Source organism: Mesorhizobium sp. Root552 (genome assembly GCF_001427285.1).
In the GTDB taxonomy this organism is placed as follows: Bacteria; Pseudomonadota; Alphaproteobacteria; order Rhizobiales; family Rhizobiaceae; genus Mesorhizobium.
On sequence record NZ_LMFV01000012.1, the window covers coordinates 296955 to 314110 of the forward strand.

The window sequence follows — 17156 nt, forward strand, 5'->3', positions numbered from 1 at the left end:
CGGTTGCGCTTGGCAAGGGGATGTGGGCTGCCTATGTTAGGCATAAGCTGAGGCTAAAGCTTCTTTCAACACGCGCGGCAAACGCTCGCCGCCAACGGGACAATCGATGAATCCGAACTATCGCAACCTTGCGCTGTGGGCGATCATAGCCGTCCTGCTTATCGCTCTCTTCAATCTGTTCCAGACGCCGCAGACGCGCGGGGCTTCGACGGATGTTCCCTATTCCCAGTTCCTGCTGGACGTGAATTCGGGCCGGGTGAAGTCGGTGACCATCGCCGGCGATCGCATCAGCGGCAACTACACCGACAGCGCTGCCGGCTTCCAGACCTATTCGCCCGGCGATCCGTCGCTGGTTTCCAGGCTGGAGGCGAAGAACGTCACCATCAACGCGCGCCCAGAGACGGACGGCTCCAACACGCTGTTCGGCTACCTGATCTCTTGGCTGCCGATGATCCTGATCCTCGGCGTGTGGATATTCTTCATGCGCCAGATGCAGTCCGGCTCCGGCCGCGCGATGGGTTTCGGTAAGTCCAAGGCCAAGCTCTTGACCGAGGCGCATGGCCGCATAACCTTCCAGGACGTCGCCGGCGTGGATGAAGCGAAGGAAGACCTCGAGGAAATCGTGGAGTTCCTGCGTGATCCGCAGAAGTTCCAGCGTCTCGGCGGTAAGATTCCGCGCGGCGTGCTGCTGGTCGGCCCTCCCGGCACCGGCAAGACCTTGCTGGCCCGCTCCGTGGCGGGTGAGGCGAACGTGCCGTTCTTCACCATTTCCGGTTCCGACTTCGTCGAGATGTTCGTCGGCGTTGGCGCAAGCCGCGTCCGCGACATGTTCGACCAGGCCAAGAAGAATGCGCCCTGCATTATCTTCATCGACGAAATCGACGCGGTCGGCCGCCATCGCGGCGCCGGTCTCGGCGGCGGCAACGACGAGCGCGAGCAGACGCTGAACCAGTTGCTGGTCGAAATGGACGGCTTTGAATCGAACGAGTCGATCATCCTCATCGCCGCCACCAACCGTCCCGACGTGCTCGATCCCGCGCTGTTGCGCCCGGGCCGCTTCGACCGCCAGGTCGTGGTGCCGAACCCGGACATCGTCGGCCGCGAGAAAATCCTCAAGGTTCACGTCCGCAATGTGCCGCTGGCTCCTAACGTCGACCTGAAGACGGTCGCACGCGGCACGCCGGGCTTCTCTGGCGCCGACCTGATGAACCTCGTCAACGAGGCGGCGCTGATGGCGGCGCGGCGCAACAAGCGCCTTGTCACCATGGCCGAGTTCGAGGACGCCAAGGACAAGATCATGATGGGCGCCGAGCGGCGTTCGTCGGCGATGACGCAGGCGGAGAAGGAGCTCACCGCCTACCACGAGTCCGGCCATGCCATCCTCGCGCTCAACGTGCCGTCGGCAGATCCGCTGCACAAGGCGACGATCATTCCGCGCGGCCGTGCGCTCGGCATGGTCATGCAGTTGCCGGAAGGCGACCGCTATTCGATGAGCTACAAGTACATGATCTCGCGCCTGGCGATCATGATGGGCGGGCGCGTTGCCGAGGAATTCAAGTTCGGCAAGGAGAACATCACGTCTGGTGCGTCCTCCGACATCGAGCAGGCGACCAAGCTGGCGCGCGCCATGGTGACGCGCTGGGGCTTCTCCGACAAGCTCGGCCATGTCGCCTATGGTGACAACCAGGAGGAAGTGTTCCTCGGCCATTCGGTTGCCCGCCAGCAGAACATCTCGGAAGAGACGGCGCAGATCATCGATGGCGAAGTGCGCCGGCTGATCGACGAAGCTTATTCGACCGCCAAGACCGTTCTGACCAAGAAGAAGAAGGACTGGGTGGCGCTTGCCGAAGGGCTGCTCGAATACGAGACGCTGTCCGGTGACGAGATCAAGGAACTGCTCGCCGGCAACAAGCCTTCGCGCGATCTGGGCGACGATACGCCGACCAGCCGCGGCTCGGCGGTGCCGAAGGCCGGTGGGGCGGCGCGCGGCAAGAAGAAGGGCTCGGAGCCTGAAGGCGGCATGGAGCCCCAGCCGCAAGGCTGAGCCATGTTCGATCAAACAGAAAACGCCGTGGCATTTGCTGCGGCGTTTTTTGGTTTGGAGCGTCCAGTCAAGGTGTGAGCGACGTGCGCTTCTGGTCCGCTACGGGTCGGTGAAAGTGCGAAAATTTCGACAATCCACCGCCAAAGTCCGGGAAATTTACGCCAAACGAACGATTTTCTAAGGAATCGTAACCTTAGATCACACAATGTGATAATCGATTTTTTGACGGCTATGGCATTAGATGCTGCTGTCGAAACCGCCAGGGAAAGCAATTGATGGGACGTTATTTCGGTACCGACGGGATCCGGGGGCGGGCCAACAAGTTTCCAATGACAGCCGAGATCGCCATGCGCGTCGGCATGGCGGCGGGCCTTTCGTTTCATCGCGGCAGCCACCGTCACCGCGTCGTGCTGGGCAAGGATACGCGCCTTTCAGGCTATATGATCGAAAACGCGTTGGTGGCCGGACTGTGCGCCGCCGGCATGGATGTGTTCCTGCTCGGCCCCATTCCGACGCCGGCGGTTGCCATGCTGGTGCGCTCGCTGCGCGCCGACATCGGCGTGATGATCTCGGCCTCGCACAATCCCTATCACGACAACGGCATCAAGCTGTTCGGTCCTGACGGCTACAAGCTGTCAGACGAGATCGAGGAACGCATCGAGGCGATGCTCGATGAGGACATCGAGATGGCGCTGGCCGATTCCGATGGGCTTGGCCGGGCCAAGCGCGTGGACGGCGTGCATGACCGCTATATCGAATTCGCCAAGCGCACGCTGCCGCGCTCCATGTCGCTGTCGGGCCTCAGGATCGTGGTCGACTGCGCCAACGGTGCTGCCTACAAGGTTGCGCCGGCTGCGCTTTGGGAACTCGGTGCGGAAGTCGTCGCCATCAACGATGATCCGAACGGTTTCAACATCAACAAGGAATGCGGCTCGACTCATCCGCTCGGCCTTCAGAAGAAGGTGCATGAGGTGCGCGCCGATATCGGCATCGCGCTCGACGGCGACGCCGACCGCGTCGTCATTGTCGACGAGAACGGCGAGATCGTCGATGGCGACCAGATAATGGCGCTGATTGCGGAATCATGGCTGCAGAACGGACGCCTGGCCGGCGGCGGCGTGGTCTCGACGATCATGTCCAATCTCGGCCTCGAGCGCTTCCTCGAAGGCATCAAGCTGCAACTGCACCGCACCAAGGTCGGCGACCGCTATGTGGTCGAGCATATGCGCGCGCATGGCTTGAATGTCGGCGGCGAACAGTCCGGCCATATCGTGCTGTCCGATTTCTCGACCACCGGCGACGGGCTGGTTTCGGCGCTGCAGGTGCTGGCTTGCATCAAGCGGCAGAACAAGCCGGTCAGCGAAATCTCCAAGAAGTTCGAGCCAGTGCCGCAGCTTCTGAAGAATGTGCGCATTTCAGGCGGCGCCCCGCTCGAGGATACCCAGGTCAAGCAGGCGATCGACGAAGCGCGCGACAGGCTGGGCAAATCGGGACGCCTCGTTATCCGTCCTTCCGGCACCGAGCCCCTTATCCGCGTGATGGCGGAGGGCGACGACCAGAAGCTGGTCGAGACGGTCGTGGACGACCTCGTCACGGTCATTTCGCAGGCCAGAAACGCGGCCTGACGCGGCAGGAAATCGACGTTGAAACGGCCCGCTTCGGCGGGCCTTTTTCATGGGCATCGAGAGCGAACGGCCCTGACCGTAGCCGCAATCGCAAAGATTCTTGGTTAATTATCAAGGTTAAACGGCCCTTAACCTTTGCAATTCATTATCCACGTTGAACTCAAGCAGTTTCGGGCAGGTTGTGGGTCCCGACATTTAGGGGTGACGAGGATGTTCAGTTTCGCAAAGAAAGCGATGTTGGCTGCGGTTGCGATCGGCTTTGCCGGTCCGGTACTTGCAGCGGACATCATGGAGCCGGTGGTAGAGCAGGCACCGCCTGTCGTCTATCAGGAGGCGGCTGACTATGGCGGCTGGTACATTCGTGGCGACATCGACTATCACTGGTCGAAGTTCCGGGGCGCCGACTACATCGTCTACGGGCCACCGCCCGGCACGAACTCCTTCACGGAAGGCAGCCTTAAGAGCGCCTTTTCCACCGGAGCCGGCGTTGGCTACCAGATCAACGAGCATCTGCGCACCGACGTGACGCTGGACTGGCTGGCCAAGTCCAAGTTCCGTGGCGCGACCATAGGTGATTGTATTCCGCCGGTACCGGGCACAAGCTGCACGTCGGTCGACTCCACAGCCTACTCGGCGTGGCTGCTTCTCGCCAACGCCTATGTCGATCTCGGCACCTGGCACAAGGTTACGCCTTACATCGGCGGCGGCATCGGTGGCGCGCGTGTGAAGTGGGATGACCTGAACAATTCGATTTGTACTGATCCTACCGACCCCGCTACCTGCACCGATACAACGCATCGCGGCGGCAAGGGCTGGCGCTTCGCCTACTCGCTCTCAGCCGGCGCTTCCTACTGCCTGACCCGCAATCTCGATGTGGATGTCGGCTATCGCTTCAGCCACATCAATGGTGGCCGGATGTTCGAGATCGACGCTGCGGGCGGTGCTGGTCCGGGCTTCGACAGGGGCATCAACGTGCATGAAGTGCGCGGCGGTCTGCGCTACTCCTTCAACGGGAACAGCAAGTGCGACGAGCCTCAGGTCGCCTACGAGCCGGAGCCGGTCTACACCAAGTAACGATCTCCCCAAACCAAGTCGAAAGACCGCCCGGCCCAGCGCCGGGCGGTTTTCTTTTGGGCATTGGAAATGATTTCCGATACCCTGAAATTCATTTCGTAACTTCCTGTTATCCTTAACCGCCACTTAACCTGTATGGTTAACAATACCCTTGAAACGGCGGCTGGGCATTTCCGATTCTACCAGCGCCAACCTCGGGAGTTGGTGACATGAAGCTGAAATCTCGCATTGCGCTGGCATTGGCCGCAACGGTGGCGCTGCCCTTCACGGCGGTGCTGGCAGCGGACTACGATCCGCCGATCTATGTCGATCAGGCGCCTGAATACACACCGGTCGAAATAGGTTCGGGCTGGTATCTGCGCGGCGACGTCGCCTACCTGGCCGACGAAACCTACCGCAATGTCGACTTCGGTTCGCCCACGGTTGCCTATTCGGAGCGCGATCAGCCGGTATTTGCCAGTGTCGGCTTCGGCTACCACTTCAACGACTATCTTCGCAGCGACATCAACTTCGGCATCCTGCCGGGCAATGAAGTCACTGCCTCGGAAGTGAATCCGGGCGTCGATATCGCAACGTCCCGAGTGGAAAACAGCGCCCGCGTGGCAATGGTCAACGGTTATGTGGACCTCGGCACCTATGTCGGCGTGACGCCTTACATCGGCGCAGGTATCGGTGTCTTCCAGAGCAAGCGTGACGCAAGTCTGGCTTTCACAGACCTCGTAACGCCAGCCAACAGTACAAACCTGACCGACAGCAAGACCCAGTATTCGCTGGCCTACACGCTCAATGCCGGTTTCGCGTATCAGCTGTCCAAGAATGTCGCCGTCGATCTCGGCTATCAGTTCATGTCGGCGCCGGATGCCGAATATGCGCGGCTGGACAGCGCTTCGGCCTATTCGATCCAGAAGGGCGTCGACAACCACCAGATCAAGGTCGGCTTGCGCTACGACCTCTGGTAAGTCGCCCGGTATACATTCGAAATGAAGCGGCGGGCCTGGCCCGCCGTTTTCGTTGCCGCCGTGGGAAAATTTGCGGTGCTTTGACAGTATCCCGGAAGCGACAAAAACTTTTCTCTTGACGCCCGGCAGGTAGAGGCATATCGCCGTCCGTGGGCCACCCCTCCCCAACGAGGGGCTTACTATCTGGAAGGATAGCCACGATGACGACTTTCCCCAAGCCGGACGTGCGTCCGGCAAATCCCAATTTTTCTTCTGGTCCCTGCGCGAAACGTCCCGGCTGGTCGGTCGAGGCGCTGAACGGCGCCGTGCTTGGGCGCTCGCACCGCGCCAAGATCGGAAAGGCCAAGCTCGAACAGGCGATCGCCCTGACACGCGAAGTGCTCGAAGTGCCTTCGACGCATCGCATCGGCATCGTGCCTGCCTCGGACACCGGTGCGGTCGAGATGGTGCTCTGGTCGCTGCTCGGCGAACGCGGCGTCGACATGGTCGCCTGGGAATCCTTCGGCTCGGGCTGGATCACCGACGTGGTCAGGCAGTTGAGGCTTGCCGACGTGCGCCGCATCGAAGCGCCGTATGGCGAATTGCCGGACCTGAAGCAGATCGATTTCGACCGTGACGTGGTCTTCACCTGGAACGGCACGACTTCCGGCGTGCGGGTGCCGAATGCTGACTTCATTCCGGCCGGACGCAAGGGGCTGACCATCTGCGACGCCACTTCGGCGGCGTTTGCGCAGAACCTCGACTTCTCCAAGCTCGATGTGGTGACTTTCTCCTGGCAAAAGGTGCTCGGCGGCGAGGGCGCACACGGCATGCTGATCCTCAGCCCGCGAGCCGTCGAGCGGCTGGAAAGCTACAAGCCGGCATGGCCGCTGCCGAAGATCTTCCGCCTGACCTCGAACGGCAAGCTGATCGAGGGCATCTTCAAGGGCGAGACGATCAACACGCCGTCGATGCTGTGCGTCGAGGACTATCTCGACACGCTGGGCTGGGCCAAGAAGATTGGCGGGCTTGCGGCGCTGAGGGCGCGTGTCGATGCCAATGCCGCCGTTGTCGATCGTTTTGTTGCAGCCTCGCCGTGGCTCGGCAATCTGGCCGTCGATCCGGCGACGCGGTCGAATACGTCCGTTTGCCTGTCGATCGTCGATCCGGCGGTTGCCGCGCTCGACGCCGACGGCCAGGCGGCCTTTGCAAAGGGCCTGGTTTCGCTGCTCGACAAGGAAGGCGTGGCCTTTGACATCGGGCACTATCGCGATGCGCCGGCCGGCCTGCGCATCTGGTGTGGCGCGACGGTCGAGACCGCAGACGTCGAAGCGCTGATGCCGTGGCTGGACTGGGCTTTCGCCCAGCAGAAGGCCGGCCTCAAGGCTGCCGCCTGACGAACAGGGCCTGAAAAGGCCAGGGTGGGGGCCGCTGCCTCCCAAGCCCCCCACCCATCTCACTTTTCACCGAACTTTGCGCTGCGCCTTCAACGAAGGCAGTGCCGACATAAGGACTAAGCCCATGCCCCGCGTTCTTGTTTCCGACAAGCTTTCCCCCACCGCCGTGCAGATATTCAAGGATCGCGGTGTCGACGTAGACTATCTGCCCGAGGTCGGCAAGGACAAGGAAAAGCTGCTTGAGATCATCGGCCAGTATGACGGCCTCGCCATCCGCTCCGCCACCAAGGTCACCGAAAAGCTGCTCGGTGCGGCGACCAATCTGAAGGTGGTGGGCCGCGCCGGCATCGGTGTCGACAATGTCGATATTCCGGCAGCCTCGCGCCGAGGCATCATCGTCATGAACACGCCGTTCGGCAATTCGATCACGACTGCCGAGCATGCCGTTGCGCTGATGTTCGCTCTGGCGCGCCAGCTTCCGGAAGCCAATGCCTCGACGCAGGCCGGCAAGTGGGAGAAGAACCGCTTCATGGGTGTCGAGATCACCGGCAAGACGCTCGGCGTCATCGGTTGCGGCAATATCGGCTCCATCGTGGCGACGCGCGGCGTTGGCCTCAAGATGCACGTCGTTGCCTTCGACCCGTTCCTGTCCGACAGCCGGGCCGAGGAGCTTGGCGTGGACAAGGTGGAACTGGACGAGCTCTTCACTCGCGCCGATTTCATCACGTTGCACACGCCGATGACCGACAAGACGCGCGGCATCATCAATGCCGAAGCGATCGCGAAGATGAAGGACGGCGTGCGCATCATCAATTGCGCGCGCGGCGGGCTGATCGTCGAGGCTGACCTGGTGGCCGCGCTGAAGAGCGGCAAGGTGGCCGGCGCAGGCATCGATGTGTTCGAGGTGGAGCCGGCAACGGAAAGCCCGCTGTTCGGCCTGGAAAACGTGGTCTGCACGCCGCATTTGGGTGCCTCCACCGAGGAGGCGCAGGAGAACGTGGCGTTGCAGGTGGCCGAGCAGATGTCGGACTACCTGATCAAGGGCGCGGTTTCCAACGCCATCAACATGCCGGCCATCAGCGCGGAAGAAGCGCCGCGGCTGAAGCCGTTCGTCAAGCTGGCGGAAGTGCTGGGGGCTTTTGTCGGCCAGGTCACCGACGACCCGATCAAGGAGGTCGAGATCCTGTTCGACGGGCAGACGGCGACGATGAACACGCGCGCGCTGATCAGCGCCACGCTTGCCGGCCTGATCCGGCCGCAGGTGTCCGACGTCAACATGGTGTCCGCGCCGATCATGGTGAAGGAGCGCGGCATCATTGTCGCCGAGGTGAAACGCGACAAGTCAGGCGTGTTCGACGGCTACATCAAGCTGACGGTGAAGACCGAGCACAGGACGCGCGCCATTGCCGGCACCTGCTTCTCCGACGGCAAGCCACGCTTCATCCAGATCAAGGGCATCAACCTCGATGCCGAGGTCGGCCAGCACATGCTCTATACGACCAACGCCGATGCGCCGGGCATCATCGGCCTACTCGGCACGCTGTGCGGCAAGAACGGCGTCAACATCGCCAACTTCCAGCTCGGCCGCAACCGTCCGGGCGGCGACGCCATCGCACTGCTTTATCTGGACGCACCGTTCCCCGAGAAGGTGCTGGCGGAGTTGCGGGAGCACTCGCTGATCGTTTCGGCAAAGCCGCTGCAGTTCGACGTGGCTGATTGAGCCGAAGGCGCGTCGCGGTTCTTCATGGTGGCGTATCAGAACGCCACCATGTCGCCGCCCTTGAGCGCCAAAAGTTCGCGCGCCTCGTCGGGGGTGGCGACCTCGAGGCCCATGTTCTCGATGATGAGCCGGGCCTTCTCGACCTGCTCGGCGTTGGAGCGGGCGAGCTTGCCGCGACCTGCCCATAGCGAATCCTCGAGCCCGACGCGGATATGGCCGCCGAGCGCGACGGACATCGAGGCAACCGGCAGCTGGTTCCGCCCGGCGCCAAGCACCGACCATTGGAAATCGCTTCCGAACAGCCGTGTGGAGGTGCGATGCATGTGGACGACATCCTCGTAATGCGCGCCGATGCCGCCCAGGATGCCGAACACGCTTTGCACGAAGAAGGGCGGCTTGACGATGCCGAGATCGGCGAAATGGGCCAGCGTGTAGAGATGGCCGATGTCGTAACATTCGAACTCGAAGCGGGTGCCGTTGTCGGCGCAGGTCTTCAGTATGTATTCGATGTCGCTGAAGGTGTTCTTGAACACGCGGTCCTTCGAGCCTTCGAGATAAGGCCGCTCCCAGTCATGCCTGAACTCGGTGAAACGGTTCAGCATCGGGTGGAGGCCGAAATTCATCGAGCCCATGTTGAGCGAGGCAACCTCCGGCTTGAAGGTCTTGGCGGGTTTCAGACGGTCGTCGATGGTCATCGTCGCAGCACCACCGGTGGTGATGTTCACCACGCAGTTCGAGCGCTGCTTGATCACCGACAGGAAGGGCGAGAACAGCTCCGGGCTCTGGTCCGGCCGGCCGTCCGACGGATTGCGCGCATGCAGGTGGATGATGGCAGCGCCCGCTTCGGCTGCACCCACCGCCGCGTCGGCGATCTCGCTTGCCGTCACCGGCAGGTGCGGCGACATTGACGGCGTGTGGATCGAGCCGGTGACCGCGCAGGTGATGATGACCTTGTGGTTGCTGCTTGCCGGTGCGTTCATCCCTGTTCCCCGTTCTGATCGGACGCTTGGCGCACTATAGCGGGATCAGGGCCGAGCGATATGGCTCAGCACGGTGGCGCGGACGGGACCACGCGGGGTGTCAGCCGTCGGCGTCGGCATCAACCGAAGCGGAAGCCTGCCGCCAGTTGCCGGTGATGCGGGCAAGGGCAATGCCAACGACCATCGCCGCGATGAAGATCAGCGCCGAAGGCTCGGCCAGGCCGAGCGCCGGGATGGAGCCGCCGGGGCAAAAGCCGGTGATGCCCCAGCCGATGCCGAAAGTGGCTGCACCGGCCAGCAAGGGCAGGTCGAGTTGCTTTTTTGCTGGAAGGTGGAAGCTGGTGTCGAAGACCGGGGCCGGGCGCTTGAGGACCAATCTGTAGCCGACGAATGTCACGAGAAGCGCACCCGTCATGACGAAGGCGAGCGATGGGTCCCATGTGCCGGCGAGATCGAAGAAGTTCTGCACCTTGGCCGGATTGATCATGCCGGAGATGGCGATGCCGGTGCCGAAGACTGCACCGGCGAGCAGGGCTGTAATATTGCGCATCAAGACAGGCCTCCCAGCACATGGCGAACGATGAACACCGTCACCGCGGTCGAGGCCATGAAGACAAGAGTGGCCGTGATGGAGCGTCGCGAGAGGCGGGCGATGCCGCATACGCTGTGGCCGGACGGACAGCCCGCGCCGAAATGCACGCCAATACCGACGATCAGCCCGCCGACAACGAGCCAGGGTGCCGGCACGCCGCTGTGGAACGGGATGGCGTATCCGCCGAAGCCGGTGATCAGCGCCGGTGCCGCAACCGCGCCGGCAAGGAAGGCCAATCGCCAGGTCCAGTCGGGTGCCGTCGGCGGGATGAGCCCGGAGAGAATGCCGGTCATGCCGGCGATGCGGCCATGCAGCGCCATCAACAGGACTGCGGCAAGGCCGATCAGCGTTCCGCCGAGGAACGAGGCAAATGGCGTGAACTCGGTCATCACCTGTTCTTCTTTGCCGTGGACAGGTTGAGGATGCGATAGGCGGGGCAGAAGCGCACGACGCCGGTGAAGATCAGCACCAGGCCGGCGATGACCGAAATCCAGACCCACACCGGGCTGCCGAACAGCGCCCAGTTGGTGACGAATGGGAGAACGAGAAGCAGAAGGCCGAGAATGACACGCACGATGCGGTCAGGCGTACCGACGTTGAAGCTCATTGCAGTCTCCTTGCGGTTGGAAGTGTAGCGGTCAGGGCCGTTTGCAAAACAGGGCGTGCATGGTGCCGATGAAGGCTTCGATACGCGGGTCGGCGAGGGTGTAGAACACCTGCTTGCCCTCCTTGCGCCCTGCAATCAGGCCGGCTTCGCGCAATTCGGCGAGTTGCTGCGACAGGCCGGGCTGGCGGATGCCGAGCAGGTCTTCCAGTTCGCGCACCGAACGCTCGCCGTCGGCCAGCGCGCAACAGACAAGCAAGCGGTCGGGATTGGACAGTTTCTTGAGGAAGGCGGACGCCTCCTCGACATTCGACTTCAGATCGGCTGCTTCGCAGGAAAGCCGTTCGGCTCTGACAATAACCGGGCTCATCCCCACGGTGCTCCATTCAAGAGATCGAGCGGGATCTTCAGGTAGCGTGTTCCGTTCGCTTCCGCTTCGGGCAAGCGCCCGCCATTGGTGTTGATCTGCAGCGAGTGCAGGATCAGCTTGGGCATCGGCAAGGTCTTGTCGCGCCCTTCGCGAACGGCGACGAACTCCGCCTCGGTCCTTAATTTCGACATATGGGAGTTCTTCGCCCGCTGCTCGGCCACGGTCGATTCCCACAAAGGTTCGCGACCGCCGGGCTGGTAGTCGTGGCCGGTGAAGATACGGGTGTCGTCCGGCAAGGCAAGGATCGCCTGGATTGAGTTCCACAGCGCCTTGGCGCTGCCGCCGGGGAAATCGGCGCGGGCGGTGCCGCTGTCGGGCATGAACAGCGTGTCGTGGACGAAGGCGGCATCGCCGATGACATAGGTGATCGAGGCCAGCGTATGGCCGGGCGAGTGCATGACGCGGACGTCGATGTCGCCAACCCTGAAGGTGTCGCCATCAGCGAACAGGTGGTCCCACTGCGAGCCGTCGGCGGGGAAATCCGGCCAGTTGTAAAAACTCTTCCAGAGTTTTTGCACGTCCTTGATCTTTTCGCCGATGGCGGTCGGTGCGCCTGTTTTCTTCTTGAGATAAGTCGCTGCCGAGAAATGGTCGGCGTGCGGATGGGTGTCGAGTATCCACTCGACCGTGTAGCCCTTGCTGGCAACAAATTCGAGCAAACGGTCGGCATTGGCCGATGCGGTCTGCCCTGACTTTTCATCGAAATCGTAGACCGGATCGATGATGGCGCACTTCTTGCGCGCCGCATCGGCGACGACATATTGCACCGACCATGTCCTTGGATCGAAGAATGCCGTGACTTCGGGTTTTCCTGCCATGATGCCCTTCCCCTCATTCGCCAATTTCAATTACGTATAATTGATTGCAAAAAAATGCAATTGAAAAAATGAAGACCGGCGTGGATGGGAAACCGGCTGGATAGCTGCGTCTTGCCTGTTACTTTGCGAGCAGGCAGCGCGTCAGTTCGTGATCCGGGTCGGCCAACCCGTCGATGACGCTGAAATGATGTCGGTCGGGCTCGACCACGGCGGCTGTCTCGGCACCGAGGCCGGTCCAGATGTTGGCCAGAAGCGCGTTCTGGCGCACGAATTCCGCCTGCTCGGCGCCGCCCACCCAGCAGGTGAGGCGAATACCCTCAATCGGCCGCAACAGGACCGGGCTTTCGGCCAGCGCTTCGGCTTCGTCGATGCGCAGGGTCTCGTTCATCGCGGTGCGCATGAGCGGCCTGAGATCATGGACGCCCGAGATGGAAACCACATGCCGGATGCGGGTGCGGATATCGCCTGAAAGCGGCGAGGTTGCGGATGCCATGCGGCTGACCAGATGTCCGCCGGCGGAATGGCCGGTCAGCATGATCGGCCCTTCGACCATCGCCGCGGCTGCGGTTATCGCCGCGCCGATTTCCTTGACGATGCCGCCGATGCGGTTTTCGGGGCAAAGCGTGTAGGACGGCATGGCGACGGCATATCCATGCGCCAGCGGGCCGGCGGCGAGGTTCGACCAGTAGCTCTTGTCCAGCGCCATCCAGTAGCCGCCGTGGACGAAAACGACGAGGCCCTTCGGCGTGCCTTGCGGCAGGAACAGGTCGATACGGTTGCGTTCCTTTCCGCCGTAAGCGAGGTCGAGCCTCGCCCTGTCTCCACCCAGGCCTTCCCGGAATGTGCGGGCCGGCTCCACCCAGGCGGCAGGCCAGCGCTCGCCGCCGGCAATGTGCGCGCCATTGGTATAGGCGTCGCTCCAGTTTTCGATGCGGCGGGTAAGCACAGGCGTCCTCCAGGCAGTCATTTCAGTCATATGAATAGGTCCTGACCCTAGCTGCGATGCCGCCGGGTGCGAAGTCAATATCGGCGCTCAAGAAACTTTAGGCTTGAAATAATTTTCGACAGATGTCATGCTTTTCCGGTGGACAGAAGCTGCGCGAGACGGCCCGCCTTTCATGAGGCCTTGGTAGCCGGGAGGCCGCGTGGCATCTGCCGCAGGGAGGAAATCACTGCCATGCTTGGGCCCACGGCGCATATCGACACGTTTACGCGCGACAATCTTCCGCCGGCTGACCAATGGCCGGCCTTCCTGCTCGATGGCTTCCAGTATCCCGATTACCTCAACGCGGCTGTCGAACTGACCGACCGCATGGTCGAAAAGGGTTTCGGCGACCATACCGCGCTGATCGGCAACGGCCGCCGGCGCACCTACAAGGAACTGTCGGACTGGACGAACCGGCTGGCGCATGCGCTGGTCGAGGACTATGGCGTCAAGCCGGGCAACCGTATCCTGATCCGCTCCGCCAACAACCCCGCCATGGTGGCCTGCTGGCTGGCTGCGACCAAGGCAGGGGCCGTCGTCGTCAACACCATGCCGATGCTGCGCGCCGGCGAACTGGCCAAGATCGTCGACAAGGCAGAGATCGGGCTGGCGCTGTGCGACACCCGCCTGATGGACGAAATGGTGGCCTGCGCCAAGGACAACGCCTTCCTGAACAAGGTGATCGGCTTTGACGGCACCGCCAATCATGACGCCGAGCTGGACCGTATCGCGCTTTCAAAGTCCGTGCGGTTCGAGGCGGTCAGGACGGGACGGGACGACGTCGCCTTGCTTGGCTTCACCTCCGGCACCACGGGCGTGCCGAAGGCGACGATGCATTTCCATCGCGACCTGCTTATCATCGCCGATGGCTATGCCAAGGAAGTTCTCGGCGTGACGTCCGATGACGTTTTCGTCGGTTCGCCGCCGCTTGCCTTCACCTTCGGCCTCGGCGGGCTTGCGATCTTCCCGCTGCGCTTCGGCGCGACGGCGACGCTTCTGGAAAACGCCTCGCCGCCCAACATGATCGAGATCATCGAAACCTACAAGGCGACGATCAGCTTCACCGCGCCCACCGCCTACCGGGCGATGATGAAGGCGATGGATGAGGGCGCGGACCTTTCATCGCTCAGGGTTGCGGTGTCGGCTGGCGAGACTTTGCCCGGCCCGGTGTTCGATGAATGGGTTGAAAAGACCGGCAAGCCGATCCTCGACGGCATCGGCGCCACCGAGATGCTGCACATCTTCATCTCCAACCGCTTTGAGGACATGAAGCCGGCTTCGACCGGCAAAGCGGTCGGAGGCTACGAGGCCCGCATTGTCGATGAAGACATGAACGAAGTGCCGCGCGGCAGCGTGGGCAGGCTCGCCGTGCGCGGACCGACCGGCTGCCGCTACATGGCCGACGACCGCCAGCGCAACTATGTCCGCAACGGCTGGAACCTGACCGGCGATTCCTTCGTGCAGGACGAGGACGGCTTCTTCCATTTCGCTGCCCGCTCCGACGACATGATCGTCAGCGCCGGCTACAATATCGCGGGACCGGAGGTCGAGGCAGCGCTTCTTGCCCATGACGAAGTGGCTGAATGCGCGGTGATCGGCGCGCCCGACACCGACCGGGGCGAGATCGTCGAGGCGTATGTCGTGCTGGTCAAGGGCGTTGCCGGTGACGCGACCACGGTCAAGCGGTTGCAGGATCACGTCAAGGCGACGATTGCGCCTTACAAATATCCGCGCTCGGTCAGGTTCGTGGAAGCGCTGCCGAAGACGCAGACCGGCAAGATCCAGCGCTTCCGGCTGAGAACGGAGCGCACACAATGAGCGAAGCCTACGATCCGTCCGGCGAAGGCGCGCAGATGTCGTTCAAGGGGCGCATGTCCTACAGCGATTATCTGCATCTCGAGAAAGTGCTCGACGCGCAGGAGCCGCTTTCGACTGCGCATGACGAAATGCTGTTCATAATCCAGCATCAGACCTCCGAACTGTGGATGAAGCTCGCCCTGCATGAACTGCGCTCGGCGATCGCCTGCGTACGCGCCGATGACGTGCAGCCCTGCTTCAAGATGCTGTCGAGGGTGGCGCGCATTCTCGAGCAGCTCAACAATGCCTGGGACGTTCTGCGCACGATGACGCCCAGCGAATACACGGAATTCCGTGGCGCGCTCGGGCAGTCGTCCGGTTTCCAGTCGTGGCAGTACCGGGCCATCGAGTTCCTTGCCGGCAACCGCAACCTTGCCATGCTGGGTCCGCACAAGCACCGCCCCGACCTTGTCGAGAAGCTCGAAGCGATCCTTGCCCAGCCTTCGCTTTACGATGAAGCGATCCTTCTGCTCGGCCGCAACGGTTTCGAGATCGGCGCCGACGGCACGCGCACCGACTGGCGCGAAACGCGGCCCGAAAGCGAGGAAGTGCTTGCGGCATGGCAGGCGATCTATCGTGAGCCGCACCGCTACTGGGTGCTCTACGAACTGGCCGAGAAGCTTGTCGATTTCGAAGACTATTTCCGCCGCTGGCGCTTCAACCACGTCACCACCGTCGAGCGCATCATCGGCCTGAAGCGCGGCACAGGTGGCACGGGCGGCGTTTCCTATCTTAAAAAGATGCTGGAGGTTGAACTGTTTCCGGAACTCTGGAAAGTTCGCACCCGGCTCTGACGTAAAAGACCACAAACGAGAGCACTGAAGGAGGAGAACAGTATGCGTGGAATTCTGGCGGCCAGCTTGCTTGGCCTTTCATTGACGGTATCGGGATTGGCCCAGGCCGAGCCGGTGAAGATCGGCGTGATCACCACGCTGTCCGGCGGCGGTGCAGGCCTTGGCGTCGACATGCGCGATGCCTTCACGCTGGCGATGAAGCAGTCCGGCAACAAGGACGTGGAACTCGTCGTGGAAGACGACGCCCAGAAGCCTGAACTGGCCGTTCAGATTGCGGAAAAGATGATCCAGAGCGACAAGGTCGACCTGATGACCGGCATCATCTGGTCCAACCTTGCCATGGCGGTGGTGCCGAACACGGTGGCGCAGGACGTTATCTATCTCTCGCCGAATGCCGGCCCTTCGGCGCTGGCCGGCGCCAACTGCAACAAGAACTATTTCAATGTCGCTTACCAGAACGACAACTTCCATGAGGCGATGGGCCAGTACGCCAACAAGGACTACAAGAAGACCTTCATCCTTGCGCCGAACTATCCGGCGGGCAAGGATTCGCTGACAGGCTTCAAGCGCTACTACAAGGGCGAACTGGCCGGCGAGCTTTACACGCAGGTCGGCCAGACCGACTACGCCGCCGAGATCGCGCAGATCCGCGCCTCGGGCGCGGATTCGGTGTTCTTCTTCCTGCCGGGCGGCATGGGCATCGCCTTCATGAAGCAATACGCACAGTCGGGCGTCGGCATCCCGGTGCTGGGCCCAAGCTTCTCGTTCAGCCAGGACGTGCTGCCGGCGATCGGTGACGCCGCGCTCGGCGTGAAGAATTCGGCGAGCTGGTCGAAGGATCTCGACAACGAAGCCAACAAGGCTTTCGTCGAAGCCTTCCAGAAGGAATACAACCGCCTGCCTTCGATCTATGCGGCGCAGAGCTGGGATACGGCAAACCTGATCCTGTCGGCGCTTTCCAAGGCGAGCGTGAAGGACAAGGACGCCTTCCGCGCGGCGCTCAAGGCTGCCGACTTCAAGTCGGTGCGCGGCGAGTTCTCCTTCAACACCAACAACCACCCGATCCAGAACATCTACGTTCGCGAGGTGATGAAGGAAGGCGATGTCTTAACCAACAAGATCATCGCGACCGCCTTTGAAAAGCACGGCGACGCCTACGCCGAGCAGTGCAAGATGTAAGGGTTGCTGCTTCCTTCTCCCCGTTTTGCGGGGAGAAGGTGCCCTGCATATATCGATACTGCCCCTCACCGCTATATGCCCTGAACGGGAGATGGGACCGTCCGCGCCGATTGATCCCA

The 17156-nt window shown here is 62.0% G+C and carries 16 protein-coding genes; 9 read left to right on the plus strand and 7 right to left on the minus strand.

Annotated elements, in window-relative coordinates:
* The first annotated feature begins 106 nt into the window (after positions 1–106).
* The 6 genes from ftsH to serA all read left to right on the plus strand — a co-directional run bounded on the left by ftsH (position 107) and on the right by serA (position 8798).
* Positions 107–2044: an ATP-dependent zinc metalloprotease FtsH gene (gene ftsH, locus ASD50_RS07775; protein ID WP_056238427.1), complete on the plus strand. Its 1938-nt coding sequence runs from the start codon at positions 107–109 to the stop codon at positions 2042–2044.
* 272 nt (positions 2045–2316) lie between these two features.
* On the plus strand, positions 2317–3669 hold the full coding sequence (gene glmM, locus ASD50_RS07780) for a phosphoglucosamine mutase (RefSeq protein WP_056238429.1): 1353 nt from the start codon (positions 2317–2319) through the stop codon (positions 3667–3669).
* A 210-nt stretch (positions 3670–3879) separates the two neighbouring features.
* Entirely contained in the window at positions 3880–4743 is an 864-nt protein-coding gene (locus ASD50_RS07785; protein ID WP_056238432.1) for an outer membrane protein, read from the plus strand.
* Between the two features lie 209 nt (positions 4744–4952).
* Positions 4953–5702, plus strand: a complete 750-nt coding sequence (locus tag ASD50_RS07790) for an outer membrane protein (RefSeq protein WP_056238433.1) — start codon at positions 4953–4955, stop codon at positions 5700–5702.
* Positions 5703–5902: 200 nt separating this feature from the next.
* A complete protein-coding gene (locus ASD50_RS07795) occupies positions 5903–7078 on the plus strand; it encodes a phosphoserine transaminase (protein WP_056238436.1) in 1176 nt (391 codons plus the stop codon).
* A 124-nt stretch (positions 7079–7202) separates the two neighbouring features.
* Entirely contained in the window at positions 7203–8798 is a 1596-nt protein-coding gene (gene serA / locus ASD50_RS07800; RefSeq protein ID WP_056238440.1) for a phosphoglycerate dehydrogenase, read from the plus strand.
* Positions 8799–8833: 35 nt separating this feature from the next.
* Here serA and ASD50_RS07805 read toward each other — a convergent pair whose 3' ends face one another.
* The 7 genes from ASD50_RS07805 to ASD50_RS07835 all read right to left on the minus strand — a co-directional run bounded on the left by ASD50_RS07805 (position 8834) and on the right by ASD50_RS07835 (position 13198).
* Positions 8834–9778: a 3-keto-5-aminohexanoate cleavage protein gene (locus ASD50_RS07805; protein ID WP_056238443.1), complete on the minus strand. Its 945-nt coding sequence runs from the start codon at positions 9776–9778 to the stop codon at positions 8834–8836.
* 100 nt (positions 9779–9878) lie between these two features.
* Entirely contained in the window at positions 9879–10328 is a 450-nt protein-coding gene (locus ASD50_RS07810) for a YeeE/YedE family protein (RefSeq protein WP_056238446.1), read from the minus strand.
* The gene (locus ASD50_RS07815; RefSeq protein WP_056238447.1) at positions 10328–10759 is read right to left on the minus strand and encodes a YeeE/YedE family protein; all 432 of its coding nucleotides are present in this window, start codon (positions 10757–10759) and stop codon (positions 10328–10330) included. The genes ASD50_RS07810 and ASD50_RS07815 overlap by 1 nt, the downstream gene beginning before the upstream one ends.
* Positions 10759–10977 carry a DUF2892 domain-containing protein gene (locus ASD50_RS07820; RefSeq protein WP_056238448.1) on the minus strand — a complete coding sequence of 73 codons (219 nt, stop codon included), beginning with the start codon at positions 10975–10977 and terminating at the stop codon, positions 10759–10761. The genes ASD50_RS07815 and ASD50_RS07820 overlap by 1 nt, the downstream gene beginning before the upstream one ends.
* Positions 10978–11008: 31 nt before the next feature.
* Positions 11009–11344, minus strand: a complete 336-nt coding sequence (locus tag ASD50_RS07825) for an ArsR/SmtB family transcription factor (RefSeq protein ID WP_056238451.1) — start codon at positions 11342–11344, stop codon at positions 11009–11011.
* Positions 11341–12222 carry an MBL fold metallo-hydrolase gene (locus ASD50_RS07830; RefSeq protein WP_056238815.1) on the minus strand — a complete coding sequence of 294 codons (882 nt, stop codon included), beginning with the start codon at positions 12220–12222 and terminating at the stop codon, positions 11341–11343. The genes ASD50_RS07825 and ASD50_RS07830 overlap by 4 nt, the downstream gene beginning before the upstream one ends.
* 118 nt (positions 12223–12340) lie before the next feature.
* A complete protein-coding gene (locus tag ASD50_RS07835) occupies positions 12341–13198 on the minus strand; it encodes an alpha/beta hydrolase (RefSeq protein ID WP_413813879.1) in 858 nt (285 codons plus the stop codon).
* Between the two features lie 201 nt (positions 13199–13399).
* Here ASD50_RS07835 and ASD50_RS07840 point away from each other — a divergent pair, with 201 nt between their 5' ends.
* The 3 genes from ASD50_RS07840 to ASD50_RS07850 are packed head-to-tail and all read left to right on the plus strand — an operon-like array spanning position 13400 to position 17037.
* Positions 13400–15025, plus strand: a complete 1626-nt coding sequence (locus ASD50_RS07840) for an AMP-binding protein (protein ID WP_056238456.1) — start codon at positions 13400–13402, stop codon at positions 15023–15025.
* Entirely contained in the window at positions 15022–15858 is an 837-nt protein-coding gene (gene kynA / locus ASD50_RS07845; RefSeq protein ID WP_056238457.1) for a tryptophan 2,3-dioxygenase, read from the plus strand. The genes ASD50_RS07840 and kynA overlap by 4 nt, the downstream gene beginning before the upstream one ends.
* Positions 15859–15900: 42 nt before the next feature.
* The gene (locus ASD50_RS07850) at positions 15901–17037 is read left to right on the plus strand and encodes an ABC transporter substrate-binding protein (RefSeq protein WP_056238462.1); all 1137 of its coding nucleotides are present in this window, start codon (positions 15901–15903) and stop codon (positions 17035–17037) included.
* The last annotated feature ends 119 nt before the right edge of the window (positions 17038–17156 follow it).

Excerpts from the sequence above, each read along its gene's own strand:
- ftsH (WP_056238427.1), top strand. The coding sequence starts at position 107 with ATGAATCCGAACTATCGCAACCTTGCGCTGTGGGCGATCATAGCCGTC.
- ASD50_RS07785 (WP_056238432.1), top strand. The coding sequence starts at position 3,880 with ATGTTCAGTTTCGCAAAGAAAGCGATGTTGGCTGCGGTTGCGATCGGC.
- ASD50_RS07790 (WP_056238433.1), top strand. The coding sequence starts at position 4,953 with ATGAAGCTGAAATCTCGCATTGCGCTGGCATTGGCCGCAACGGTGGCG.
- ASD50_RS07795 (WP_056238436.1), top strand. The coding sequence starts at position 5,903 with ATGACGACTTTCCCCAAGCCGGACGTGCGTCCGGCAAATCCCAATTTT.
- serA (WP_056238440.1), top strand. The coding sequence starts at position 7,203 with ATGCCCCGCGTTCTTGTTTCCGACAAGCTTTCCCCCACCGCCGTGCAG.
- ASD50_RS07805 (WP_056238443.1), bottom strand. The coding sequence starts at position 9,778 with ATGAACGCACCGGCAAGCAGCAACCACAAGGTCATCATCACCTGCGCG.
- ASD50_RS07810 (WP_056238446.1), bottom strand. The coding sequence starts at position 10,328 with ATGCGCAATATTACAGCCCTGCTCGCCGGTGCAGTCTTCGGCACCGGC.
- ASD50_RS07815 (WP_056238447.1), bottom strand. The coding sequence starts at position 10,759 with ATGACCGAGTTCACGCCATTTGCCTCGTTCCTCGGCGGAACGCTGATC.
- ASD50_RS07820 (WP_056238448.1), bottom strand. The coding sequence starts at position 10,977 with ATGAGCTTCAACGTCGGTACGCCTGACCGCATCGTGCGTGTCATTCTC.
- ASD50_RS07825 (WP_056238451.1), bottom strand. The coding sequence starts at position 11,344 with ATGAGCCCGGTTATTGTCAGAGCCGAACGGCTTTCCTGCGAAGCAGCC.
- ASD50_RS07830 (WP_056238815.1), bottom strand. The coding sequence starts at position 12,222 with ATGGCAGGAAAACCCGAAGTCACGGCATTCTTCGATCCAAGGACATGG.
- ASD50_RS07835 (WP_413813879.1), bottom strand. The coding sequence starts at position 13,198 with ATGACTGAAATGACTGCCTGGAGGACGCCTGTGCTTACCCGCCGCATC.
- ASD50_RS07840 (WP_056238456.1), top strand. The coding sequence starts at position 13,400 with ATGCTTGGGCCCACGGCGCATATCGACACGTTTACGCGCGACAATCTT.
- kynA (WP_056238457.1), top strand. The coding sequence starts at position 15,022 with ATGAGCGAAGCCTACGATCCGTCCGGCGAAGGCGCGCAGATGTCGTTC.
- ASD50_RS07850 (WP_056238462.1), top strand. The coding sequence starts at position 15,901 with ATGCGTGGAATTCTGGCGGCCAGCTTGCTTGGCCTTTCATTGACGGTA.